We start from the raw sequence: 12,239 nt of genomic DNA on the forward strand, positions 1-12,239 counted from the left end.
GCACGTGGCCCCTGATATTATCGTTTTATTTATTTGCGAGTTTCTTTTTAAGTTCAGCTAACTCGTCATCAATCTTTTCATTCTTTTGTAAGTCTGCAATTTCATCAGCTAACGTTTGTTTACCTAAATCATAAGACTCTATTTGAGATTCTAGCCCATCAATTTTGGTTTCGTAACGTTCAAAGCGATTAAGTGCATCCTCTACTTTAGAACTATCAAGCGCTTTTTTAACTTCAAGGCGCGACTCAGCCGAGCGTTGACGTAAAATAATCGCTTTTTGACGTGCCTTAGCATCTGCTAGCTTTTCTTGTAGCGTAGTTACCTCTTGTTGTAGCTTCTCAATATGAGACTCTACATGGTCAAGTTCACTTTCTACCGCAGCAACTGCGTCGGCTGATTTTTGCTTTTCAAGTAATGCTGAGCGTGCTAGATCGTCACGATCTTTGCTCAGTGCCAGTTCGGCTTTGTCTTGCCAATCGTTTACTTGGGCTTTTAGTGTATCTACGCGACGTACTAATTCTTTTTTCTCAGCGAGTGTTTTTGCTGATGTAGAGCGTACCTCTACCAGTGTATCTTCCATCTCTTGGATAATAAGACGAACCATTTTTTCAGGGTCTTCTGCTTTATCTAAAATGGCATTGATATTAGAATTAACAATGTCTGCAAAACGTGAAAAAATTCCCATAACATATACCTCTATTATTTAATCTAAATGTGTCTGCTTTTATTAGTATCAATATGCTTGCCAACTTTTTTAATTTTAAAATAGCAATAAATTTCAACTAGTTAAATGTAAATTACAAATTGCTTTTGTTATCAATCATAATGAAATACACTAACTGTTAGTAAAAATGACTAAGAGTTAGGAAATATGAGTCAATATCGCCAACAGGATAATTTGCTCGGCCAATCAGACAGCTTTTTATCGGTTCTTGATCAGGTATCGCAGCTAGCAAACCTAGATAAACCCGTACTTATTATTGGTGAACGTGGTACCGGTAAAGAGCTTATTGCAGCACGTTTACACTTTTTATCCAAGCGCTGGGATCAAAGTTACGTCAAACTCAACTGTGCGGCATTAAACGAAAATCTACTCGAAAGTGAATTATTTGGCCATGAAAGTGGTGCATTTACTGGCGCAAGTAAACGCCATGAAGGCCGATTTGAGCGGGCTAATAGCGGCACCTTATTTTTAGATGAGTTGGCAAATACTTCTGCCCTAGTGCAAGAAAAGCTATTAAGGGTAATAGAGTATGGTGAGTTTGAGCGTGTTGGCGGCAAACAAACGGTTAAAGTAGATACGCGCTTAGTCTGTGCGACCAATGAAGACTTACCCCATTTAGCGCAGCAAGGTGAATTTAGAAGCGATTTACTCGATAGGCTCGCATTTGATGTGATCACTCTACCACCACTGCGCGAACGCCAAGACGATATTATGTTACTGGCTGAGCAATTTGCAATGAATATGGCACGCGACTTAGAGTGGGAGTTATTTAGTGGCTTTACTCGCAATGCACAAGAAAGTTTACTCAGTTATGAGTGGCCGGGTAATGTGCGTGAGCTTAAAAATGTGGTGGAGCGAAGTCTGTATCGCCACGGCAATGAACACATCCCTGTGCATAAAATTATTTTAGACCCATTCGAAAGCCGCTTTAGACCTAAAGCACGTATTAAACATACACAAGCCCCTGTTGCTGTGCAAAATGAAGTTGTTAACACCAAGCCCACAGAAGCGCCTGTAACACCGAGTTTGAGTAACGCAGAACCTGAGTTTCCTTGTGACTTAAAAACACTCTCTAATGAATTTGAGATCACATTAATAAAAAAAGCATTAGAACATAGCCAATTTAATCAAAAGAAGACTGCAGAAGTACTTGGTTTAACGTATCATCAATTACGTGGTTATTTGAAAAAATACAATTTGCTGGAATAGTAGAGGTTGTGCGGGTGCATAAATTATTACTTGCTTTATTATCATTGAGTTTAGTAGGTTGCATTGATAGTAAAGAAGAAATCTTAGAAGAAAAAAACCAAGGCCTCGTTTATTGCGCTGAGGCAAATCCTGTGTCGTTCAATCCTCAAGTCACAACCACAGGATCAACCATCGATATTATTGCTAACCAGTTGTACGACCGGTTAATTAGTATTGACCCTGTAACTGCTGAATTTAAAAGCGAACTAGCCACCGACTGGAAAATTAGCAAAGACGGTAAGTCTGTCACTTTTACTCTGCGCAAAGGGGTTAAATTTCATACCACCGCGTATTTTACTCCAACACGCGAATTTAACGCTGATGATGTCATTTTCACTTTCAGTCGTTTATTTGATGTATACAACCCCTATCACTTTGTCGGTGATGCGAATTACCCCTACTTTCAAAGTGTGGGTATTGACCAACTTATTCGTAAAATTGTCAGGGTGTCTGATCACCAAGTTCGGTTTGAATTATTTAACGCAGAAAGCAGTTTTTTAGCGAATATGGCGACCGATTTCGCCGTGGTGCTCTCTAAAGAATATGCCATGGCGCTCAAAGCCAACAACCAAGAAAACCTATTTGATCAATATCCAGTTGGCACCGGTCCTTATATTTACAAAGAATACCGACGAGACCATTTAGTACGCTTTTATAAAAACGCTGACTATTGGAAACACGAGGTGGCACTTGAGCAGTTGGTGTACGACATTACCCCTAATGGCACCACGCGTATTGCTAAAATTCTTACCAAAGAGTGTGACGTAACTGCGCATCCTAGCAGTGCACAGTTAAGTATTTTAGCTCAGCGAGATGATATTAACGTTGAAAGGGAAACCAACTTAAACATAGGTTATTGGGCATTTAATACCGAACGCCCTCCGTTTGATAACTTAAAAGTACGCCAAGCCTTAGTGCATGCCATTGATATAGAAAAAATAATGCAGGCAGTTTACTACGGTAATGGACTTCGTGCGCGGTCAATACTACCACCCACGTCGTGGGCGTTTGAACCACAAAAGAACATGCCAATTTTCGACCCACAACTGGCAAAAAAACTATTAACTGAAGCGGGTTATGAAAAAGGGTTTGATATGAGCATTTGGGCTATGCCTGTCAGCCGTATTTATAACCCCAATGCACGAAAAATGGCAGAGCTGATGCAAAGCGATTTACGCAAAATTGGCGTTAACGTTAATATTGTCGAGTATGAGTGGAACACCTTTATTCAACGCATAGGCGAGCACCGTCACGACAGTGTATTATTAGGTTGGGCAGCAGATACGCCTGATCCTGATAACTTTTTTAGCCCGTTACTTAGCTGCACAGCGACCTTCAGTGGCAAAAACCCAGCGAACTGGTGTAATCCTGAATTTGATTTACTGTTAACTAAAGCTCTCGATACGACCGATTTAAATTTACGTAAACAATATTACGACGCTGCACAAAGTATGATCATCGAACAATTACCCTTATACCCAATAGCCCACGGCATGCGTTTTCAGGCAAGTAGTGCTGATGTTGAGGGGATCACACTCGGGCCATTTGGCGCTATTTCATTGGCTAACGCGAGGAAGAAGTAATGTTATTCGATTATATTTTACGCCGCCTCGGATTGTTATTTTTCATGGTGTTATTACTGAGTATTTTTACTTTTTCGCTGAGCTACTTATTCCCTGGCGATCCACTGAGTAACTTAAGTGGCATACCAGACACTAATTTTACTCAAAATGCACAGCTAGAAGAAAAGTACCTGTTTAACAGTAACTACTTTATGCAGTACATTGCCTTTGTCGGGCGAATAGTACAAGGCGATTGGGGCGTGTCGTTTGCCTCAGGAGATAGTGTTTTTGCTCACGTGGTTGATTTAATTCCAGCGACCTTAGAGCTGAGTATTTATGCGTTAGTCATCTCGGTTGTGGTTGGCGTGCCTGTCGGGATTTTAGCATCGGCTTATCATAAACAATGGCCTGATAAATTAATTAGCTCAACAGCTATGGTTGGCTATTCTATGCCTATTTTTTGGCTCGCGTTATTACTAATTATGGTTTTTTCGCTCAAACTTGGTTGGTTTCCTATGTCGGGGCGAGTGAGCTTATTGTATGAAATACCTGCCAGTACGGGGTTTATCTTACTGGATATTTTACTTGCTGATTTTCCCTACAATGGCATGGCAATGCTTGATGCACTGCATCACCTAACGTTACCTACCATTGTACTGGCTATGTATCCGACCACTGTATTGGTGCGCTTTACTCGCGAGTCAATGTTAAAAGTAATGGATCAAAACTTTATCAAAACAGCTCGCGCCAAAGGCCTTAACCGTGGGCAGCTTATTATTCATCACGCCCTGAGAAATGCATTACTGCCAGTCATAAAGCAAATAGGTTTGCAATTTAGCACCTTGATCACCCTTGCTATGATCACCGAGGTTATTTTTTCATGGCCGGGGATTGGCCGTTGGTTAATAGACAGTATTTATCAACGTGACTACCCTGCCATACAAGGGGGGTTAATGGCCGTTTCTTTTTTCATTATTATTGCCACAATTATAGCTGAACTAACATACACCCTACTCGATCCTCTGTCTCGGAACCAAGCGCATGGCAAAGTTTAATTTATTTTCAGAAGATTCAAATAAATCGCCATTAGCGAGACTATGGCGAAAATTTAAAAATAACCATCCTGCTTTGGTGGGTTTATGGGTGTTTATTGCCTTTAGTATATTAGCTGCAACAGCGCCGTTTCTTGCGCCCTATGGAGTAAATCAACAGCACAGTAATGCACTACTGCTGCCACCTTCATGGAATGAAATGGGCGATGTGCGGTTTATTTTAGGCACCGATGACTTAGGCCGAGATGTGCTTTCACGCTTGATGAATGGTGCGACTTATACTTTTGGTTTGTCGGTCGTGGCTGCCCTAATTACCACCATAATTGGTGTGTTAGTCGGTACATTTGCTGGTATAAGCAAAGGCATACGCTCTAGCTTTTTGAACCATTTACTTGATGTAACCTTATCTATCCCCTCATTATTATTGGCCATTATTATTATTGCCATACTCGGCCCAGGGTTAATGAATACCGTTTGGGCAATTATTTTAGCGCTGTTACCACAGTTTATTCATTCTATTAGAAACCTGATCGTTGATGAGCTAGGTAAAGATTATGTCACAGCGTATCGGCTAGATGGGGCCTCTAAGTGGCATATTTTATCGCGTGGTATTTTTCCTAATGTGTATGAATATATTGTGGTTATTTTTACTATGGCACTTTCTACTGCTATTTTAGACATTGCTGCGCTAGGGTTTTTAAAACTTGGCGCACAGCCGCCGACCACTGAATGGGGTGCTATTTTGGCCGAAAACTTAGGACTTATTTATTTAGCGCCATGGACGGTGGCTCTTCCGGGTGTACTGCTATTTTTAGCCGTTCTTTCAACAAACTTGGTGGGCGATGGACTTCGCAAAGTTTTACAAGCGCGTAAGGCCGATTAAATGCATTTACTAGATATTCGAAACTTAACCATAGAGCTGCAAACGTCTGAAACCGCTATTCGCGCTGTTGACCGGGTAAGTTTTAGTTTAAAAGAAGGTGAAGTACACGCCTTAGTGGGAGAATCAGGCTCAGGAAAAAGCTTAATTGCAAAAGCCATTGTAGGCGTACTTAACGAACGCTGGGTTATAACCGCCGATAGAATGCATTGGCGCGGTGTTGATTTAATGCGCCTCACACCAGAGCAGCGCCGTAAAACCGTCAGCCAAGACATTGCAATGATTTACCAAGATCCAAGTCGCTGCCTTGACCCTACTGCAAAAATATTTAACCAAATCGCTGAAACACTGCCTGAAGTGGCCGCCAAAGGGTTTTTCTTAAAACGCAACCGAGAGCGTAAAGATCGTGTAAAAGCACTGATACACAAAGTGGGCATTAAAAATCATGAAGCCGTGCTTGATAGCTACCCTCATGAACTCTCTGAAGGCGTTTGTCAAAAAGTCATGATAGCCATGGCCATTGCGCGTACACCTAAATTGCTCATTGCTGATGAGCCAACAACCGCACTAGAAAGTACCACTCGTGCGCAGGTATTTCGATTATTAAAAAGTTTGAATCAGCTAAAGAATATGTCTATTTTGATGATTTCCCATGAGCTAGAAGAAATAGTAAATTGGTCACATGGTATTCATGTTTTGTATTGCGGACAAATGGTTGAAGCGGGTCCAACGCACCGTATTTTTAGCCAACCGCGTCATCCTTATACGCAGGCTCTATTAAAAAGCTTACCTGATTATGAGCACGGCTTAGCCCATAAAGAACCTTTTTATGCATTAAAAGGCACCATACCTACACTACAACATTTACCGATTGGTTGTCGTTTAGGACCGCGTTGCCCGCAAGCACAAAAAGAGTGTGTGGTTGCCCCTAAACTCTCTAAACACCACGGCCATAGTTACGCATGTCACTTTCCATTGATCAAGGAAGTAAAATAATGCAACCTTTGTTAAAAGTTCAAGCCTTATCAAAAGCCTTTAACATGCGTGCAGGCTTATTTAGCCGTAAAAAATTTGATGTACTAAAAAACATCTCATTTAGTATTGGTAAAGGTGAAACGATTGCCATTATTGGTGAAACCGGCTCAGGAAAAAGCACCCTCGCTAAGTTGTTAGTCGGCGCATACAGTGCAGACAGCGGACAAATATTATTAGAAAATAACACCATTGAAAACAACGGCCAGCGCGATGCTCAGTGCCGTTACATCCGAATGATTTTTCAAGATTCGGCCACCTCATTAAACCCGGCATTAACCATTGCAGAAATGCTCGACGATTGCCTAAAATTTAATACCGATTTTGATAAAGATCAGCGCAGTGAAAAAATTGGCAGTACTTTACTTAAGGTCGGTTTGCTGGTTGATCATCAACAATACTATCCGCATATGTTTAGTATTGGGCAATTACAGCGTATAGCGCTCGCTCGCGCACTTATTTTAGATCCCAAGGTTGTTGTACTCGATGAGGCACTTTCGTCGCTTGACCCCTCTGTGAGGGCGCAAATAGTTAACTTATTACTTAAATTACAGCTCGAAACCGGTTTAACCTATATTTTGATCACCCATCACTTAAGTTTAGTGCGTCATATTAGCGACCAATTAGTCGTTCTCAATAAAGGTGAAATTGTTGAATACGGTCCCACAGAAGCTATTTTTCAAAGCCCGCAGTCAAAGGTTACTCAACGCTTATTAAGCTGTTAATACAAAAACAAAAAAGGCGCCAATTGGCGCCTTTTATAGTTTAGCTATTATTTATTCCGCAGGTTGCGCTGCTTTTGGTACATTTAGTTCCGCTTGTTGCTTAAGCGACTCAATGAATACCGTATAGTTTTTCTGTGCTTGGGCCATGGTGATGTTTTGCTTCATTTGTGGCTCAATGCTGTCACTCACTGGTGCATCCGTGACTGAGTTAAGCGCAACAATAGCAGCATCACCATTGTTTAAGTTAACTACATCATAAACTGCGCCATCTCGTGGGTGCGCCATTTTAAATACTTGGGTAACAATAGCAGGCGAAACAGCAAAGCTTTCACGAGTAAGTTGCGACTCTTGACGAACGCTTAGTGACTGCTCAGCAGCAACATCGTTTAAGCTCTTACCGTCTTTGATTTGTGCAAATAAGGTACGTGCTTTTTCTTTAGCAAGATCCGACGCTTTTTCGTTTACTAAGCGTGTTTTAATTTGCTCGCTTACTTCGCTCAATGCTTTGGTTGCAGCCGGTTGATGCTCGTTAACACGAACCACAATCACGTGCTCATTACCTAGTTCGATTACTTCTGAGTTTACTTTATCTTCTAGTAATTCAACTGATGATAATGCGGTTATAACCGCAGGATTATTAAGCGGCTCAGGAAGCGCACTCAGTGCTAATAGCGGTGTAGATTGTACTTCAACACCCGCCACTTCAGCAGCATCGTCTAAGCGGTCAGAAATCTCAAATGCTAACGCACCCATTTCTGTTTGCTTCTCGTAAAACGCATCCACTTTTTCAGCTTGTTCAAGTTCAGCACGTAAATCGGCTTTCACGGCATCGTAAGGTTTAACTTGCTGCGATTGAATGTCTGTAAGTTTAATGATGTGATAACCAAATTCAGAGGCTACTACATCAGAGTAATCACCTTTGTTTTGCAGTGCAAAAGCAGCATCTTCAAATGCAGGCTCCATGACATCACGTTCAATCCACTCTAGGTCACCACCCATTTCGGCGCTAACAATATCATCTGACGATGATTCAGCTAATTGTGCAAAATCAGCACCCGCATTAAGCTGTGCTAATAAAGACTCAGCTTTCGCTTTTGCCGCATCGTCATCTTCACTGTTATCAATTAAGATATGTGATACACGACGTTTTTCAGGCTCAACATATTGCGCTTTACTCTGCTCATAATATGCTTTTACGTCGTCTTCGCTTACCGATGCAACATCGATATCATCTGCATCTAACTCAATGTAATTAACTGAAATAAGCTCTGGCGATAAAAATTGCCCTGCATTTAATTCGTAATAATCTGCCACTTCTTGATCAGTAACGTCAACATCAGCCTGCATTGCTTGTTTATCAATGACTAAATAATCAATGCTGCGAGTTTGTTGTTGCAGTGCAATGGCTGATTTAAGCTCGTTTTGCAATGCAAAGTCAGTTCCTGCAACCGCTGACACTAACTGGCTACGTGTCATATCATCACGAAGGTACTCTCGAAATGAATCAGGTTGGAAGTTCATTTGACGAATCACTTGTAAGTAACGGTCGTTATTAAATTGATCGCCAATTTTAAAATAAGGAAGCTCTAAAATTGTTTGACGAATACTTTCATCACTCACACGCAGACCCAGCTCAGTCGCTAACTGGCTTTGTAATTCTTGTTGTACTAAACGGTCAATCACGCCTTGACGTATTTGAGCCATATAAGTTGGATCGGCTGCTATTTGGGTAAAATATTCACCAAATTGTTGTTCTAAGCGGCTACGTTCATTTTGAAACGCACGGCTAAATTCTGTTTGGCTAATTTTAATTCCATTTACTTCAGCAACGGGTTGTTCTGTGGTTTGACCTAAGTAACTACCGATCCCAGCTAAGGCAAAAGATAAAATCACCGCGCCTAAAATGACTTTGGCTACCGGCCCTTGCGAACCTTCTCTGATTTTCTCAAGCATTTGTTTATCTCTTTTCTGACCAAGGTCTTTTCTACCTTGTCATATGTAAAAAAAGCGTATCTTACCAGATACGCTTTTTCACTTGAAGTAACTGGCGGTGAAGTAACTTAATTCATCAATTAGAATAATTAAGCGTATTGTTCACTCGCCATAACTAATTTGTTTACACAGTGATTAGTTTACTGCGTCTTTAAGCGCTTTACCGGCTTTAAAAGCTGGGATGTTAGCAGCAGCAATTTGAATCGTTTCACCAGTTTGTGGGTTACGACCTGCACGAGCAGCACGCTCACGTACAGAGAAAGTACCAAAACCAACAAGTGCAACTGAGTCGCCATCTTTTAGCGCGCCAGATACAGATTCGATGAATGAATCTAGTGCACGACCTGCAGCCGCTTTAGAAATGTCAGCATCAGCTGCGATTTGATCGATTAATTGAGATTTATTCACAATATCATCCTCTTTCATTGTTGTTATCAAGAGCGATTGTTTTTTTAAACTAACATCACTGTTTTGAAATTTTTGAGCATTTATTTAAAGCTCATATGATTATATTTTTCTTAAGCCTAGGCCCTGCAAGGGCTAGGCTTGAAAACCAGTGCTTAACTTATCATACCGTTTAGATTTGAAAAGCCCCTAAAAGCACTTTTTTTGGCTTTTTTACTGCTTTTTCGGTGTTTCGACTGAAAAACTATCAACTGGATGCACTAAAGCGAGCTTTAATACCTCATCAATCCATGTAACTGGGTGAATATCAAGACCCGCCAATACATTGTCAGGTATCTCTTTTAAGTCACGTTCGTTAATTTTTGGAATGATGACCGTTTTAATCCCACCACGGTGAGCCGCTAATAATTTCTCTTTTAAACCACCAATAGGCAATACTTCACCACGTAAGGTAATTTCACCTGTCATAGCTACATCAGAGCGCACCGCATTACCGGTTAAGCTTGAAACCAAACATGTTACCATTGCAATACCGGCACTTGGACCATCTTTAGGTGTTGCGCCCTCAGGTACGTGTACGTGAATATCGCGTTTTTCATAAAAGTCGCTATTAATACGCAGCTCATCAGCACGATTACGCACAACGGTCATTGCCGCTTGAATCGACTCTTGCATTACATCGCCTAACGAGCCGGTGTAAGTCAATTTGCCTTTACCTGGTACTGCAGCACATTCAATCGTGAGTAAGTCACCGCCTACTTCTGTCCATGCAAGGCCTGTAACTTGACCAATACGGTCGCCGTCTTCTGCTTTACCGTAATCAAAGCGTTGCACACCTAAGTATTCTTCAAGGTTATCTGCATCAATTGTCACTGTTTTAGTGTCTTTTTCGATTAAGATATTTTTAACCGCTTTACGGCATAGCTTAGATACTTCACGCTCTAAATTACGCACGCCCGCTTCACGGGTGTAATAACGGATAATACCAATGATGGCACTGTCGGCGATTTCAACTTCTTTAGCTTTTAGACCATTACGCTTAATTTGCTTAGGAATTAAGTGCTCTTTAGCAATATTTAGCTTTTCGTCTTCGGTGTAACCCGATAATCGAATCACTTCCATACGGTCTAATAAAGGACCTGGAATATTAAAGCTATTTGAGGTTGCAACAAACATTACATCAGATAAGTCGTAATCAACTTCTAAGTAATGGTCCGCAAAATGACTGTTTTGTTCAGGATCCAATACTTCTAACAATGCTGATGCAGGGTCACCGCGCATATCTGCTGACATTTTGTCAATTTCATCTAACAAGAATAATGGGTTTTTAACGCCCACTTTAGTCATGTTTTGAATTAACTTACCAGGCATAGAGCCAATGTAAGTACGACGATGCCCACGAATCTCAGCCTCATCGCGTACGCCACCCAGTGCCATACGAACGTACTTACGACCCGTTGAACGCGCAATAGACTGCCCAAGTGATGTTTTACCTACACCTGGCGGTCCAACTAAACATAAGATTGGCCCTTTAAGTTTATTTGTGCGCTGTTGTACTGCGAGATACTCAATAATGCGCTCTTTGACTTTATCAAGGCCGTGGTGGTCGCTATCTAATATTTTTTGCGCGCCGGCTAAGTCTTTTTTCACCTTGGAGCGTTTTTTCCACGGTACATTAATTAACGTATCTATGTATGAGCGAACAACACTGGCTTCTGCCGACATTGGCGACATCATCTTAAGCTTATTTAACTCAGCTGTGGCTTTTTCTTTCGCTTCTGATGGCATGCCAGACTCTTCAATGCGCTTTTTCAACGCTTCAAATTCATCCGGTACGTCATCAATTTCACCCAACTCTTTTTGAATCGCTTTCATTTGCTCATTGAGGTAATACTCACGCTGCGATTTTTCCATTTGCTTTTTAACGCGGGTGCGAATTTTCTTCTCAACTTGCAATAAGTCTATTTCACCTTCCATCAGCGCCATTAAGTACTCTAAACGTTCTGTAACGCTAGATATTTCAAGTACTTTTTGTTTTTCAGGCACTTTCAATGGCATATGTGCAGCCATGGTATCAGCAAGGCGCGCAGGCTCATCAATACCCGATACCGAGGTCATGACTTCTGGTGGAATTTTTTTATTTAATTTTACATAGCCTTCAAACTGGCTCAATGCACTGCGAATAAAGATATCTTGTTCTTGTTCGTTCACTGAATCCGATTCAATAAACTGTGCATTGGCAACGAAAAAGTCTTCGTTATCAACAAACTCTTCGATATTCGCACGTTGTGTGCCTTCAACTAATACTTTTACTGTACCATCGGGTAGCTTTAATAATTGAAGTACAGTCGCAATTGTCCCAACACGATAAATATCGTCTTTCTCAGGCTCATCTACAGTTGCATCTTTTTGTGCAACTAAGAAAATTTGTTTGTCTTTATCCATTGCCGCTTCAAGGCATTTTATTGATTTTTCACGGCCTACAAAAAGCGGGATCACCATGTGTGGATACACCACCACATCGCGCAGTGCTAGCACAGGGATTTCGACTCGATCGTTTCTCTCAAGCGTCATTGTATTTTCTCTTTGCACTTCATTTATTTAAAGATTACTCAAGTA

At 41.2% G+C, this 12,239-nt stretch carries 10 protein-coding genes; 6 read left to right on the forward strand and 4 right to left on the reverse strand.

Annotated features, from left to right (window positions below; genetic code table 11):
* Positions 1–25: 25 nt before the first annotated feature.
* Positions 26–685 (reverse strand): phage shock protein PspA, encoded by a 660-nt coding sequence (gene pspA, locus ABZP26_RS11250; protein ID WP_016899278.1) that lies wholly within the window; start codon positions 683–685, stop codon positions 26–28.
* A 186-nt stretch (positions 686–871) separates the two neighbouring features.
* Here pspA and pspF point away from each other — a divergent pair, with 186 nt between their 5' ends.
* From pspF to ABZP26_RS11280, 6 genes are read left to right on the forward strand one after another with little or no spacing between them, the layout of a single operon-like run.
* Positions 872–1,933 (forward strand): phage shock protein operon transcriptional activator, encoded by a 1,062-nt coding sequence (pspF, locus tag ABZP26_RS11255; RefSeq protein WP_350644221.1) that lies wholly within the window; start codon positions 872–874, stop codon positions 1,931–1,933.
* A gap of 14 nt (positions 1,934–1,947) precedes the next feature.
* Positions 1,948–3,555, forward strand: a complete 1,608-nt coding sequence (locus ABZP26_RS11260) for an ABC transporter substrate-binding protein (RefSeq protein ID WP_013465443.1) — start codon at positions 1,948–1,950, stop codon at positions 3,553–3,555.
* Positions 3,555–4,589, forward strand: coding sequence for an ABC transporter permease subunit (locus ABZP26_RS11265; RefSeq protein WP_008111022.1), 1,035 nt, complete (start codon positions 3,555–3,557; stop codon positions 4,587–4,589). Before ABZP26_RS11260 ends, ABZP26_RS11265 begins: the two co-directional genes overlap by 1 nt.
* Positions 4,576–5,469 (forward strand): ABC transporter permease subunit, encoded by an 894-nt coding sequence (locus ABZP26_RS11270; protein WP_013465445.1) that lies wholly within the window; start codon positions 4,576–4,578, stop codon positions 5,467–5,469. The genes ABZP26_RS11265 and ABZP26_RS11270 overlap by 14 nt, the downstream gene beginning before the upstream one ends.
* Positions 5,470–6,462 (forward strand): oligopeptide/dipeptide ABC transporter ATP-binding protein, encoded by a 993-nt coding sequence (locus ABZP26_RS11275; RefSeq protein WP_008111028.1) that lies wholly within the window; start codon positions 5,470–5,472, stop codon positions 6,460–6,462.
* Positions 6,462–7,223 carry an ATP-binding cassette domain-containing protein gene (locus tag ABZP26_RS11280; protein ID WP_013465446.1) on the forward strand — a complete coding sequence of 254 codons (762 nt, stop codon included), beginning with the start codon at positions 6,462–6,464 and terminating at the stop codon, positions 7,221–7,223. Before ABZP26_RS11275 ends, ABZP26_RS11280 begins: the two co-directional genes overlap by 1 nt.
* Positions 7,224–7,274: 51 nt before the next feature.
* On the opposite strand, the gene ppiD is transcribed toward ABZP26_RS11280, so the two are convergent.
* From ppiD to lon, 3 genes are all read right to left on the reverse strand, one after another.
* Positions 7,275–9,176: a peptidylprolyl isomerase gene (gene ppiD, locus ABZP26_RS11285; protein ID WP_028834040.1), complete on the reverse strand. Its 1,902-nt coding sequence runs from the start codon at positions 9,174–9,176 to the stop codon at positions 7,275–7,277.
* Between the two features lie 174 nt (positions 9,177–9,350).
* Positions 9,351–9,707, reverse strand: coding sequence for an HU family DNA-binding protein (locus ABZP26_RS11290; RefSeq protein WP_255314649.1), 357 nt, complete (start codon positions 9,705–9,707; stop codon positions 9,351–9,353).
* Between the two features lie 126 nt (positions 9,708–9,833).
* Positions 9,834–12,194 carry an endopeptidase La gene (gene lon, locus ABZP26_RS11295; protein WP_013465448.1) on the reverse strand — a complete coding sequence of 787 codons (2,361 nt, stop codon included), beginning with the start codon at positions 12,192–12,194 and terminating at the stop codon, positions 9,834–9,836.
* Positions 12,195–12,239: the final 45 nt, after the last annotated feature.

It is taken from the genome of Pseudoalteromonas sp. SD03, assembly GCF_040937955.1.
Lineage (GTDB): Bacteria > Pseudomonadota > Gammaproteobacteria > Enterobacterales > Alteromonadaceae > Pseudoalteromonas > Pseudoalteromonas tetraodonis.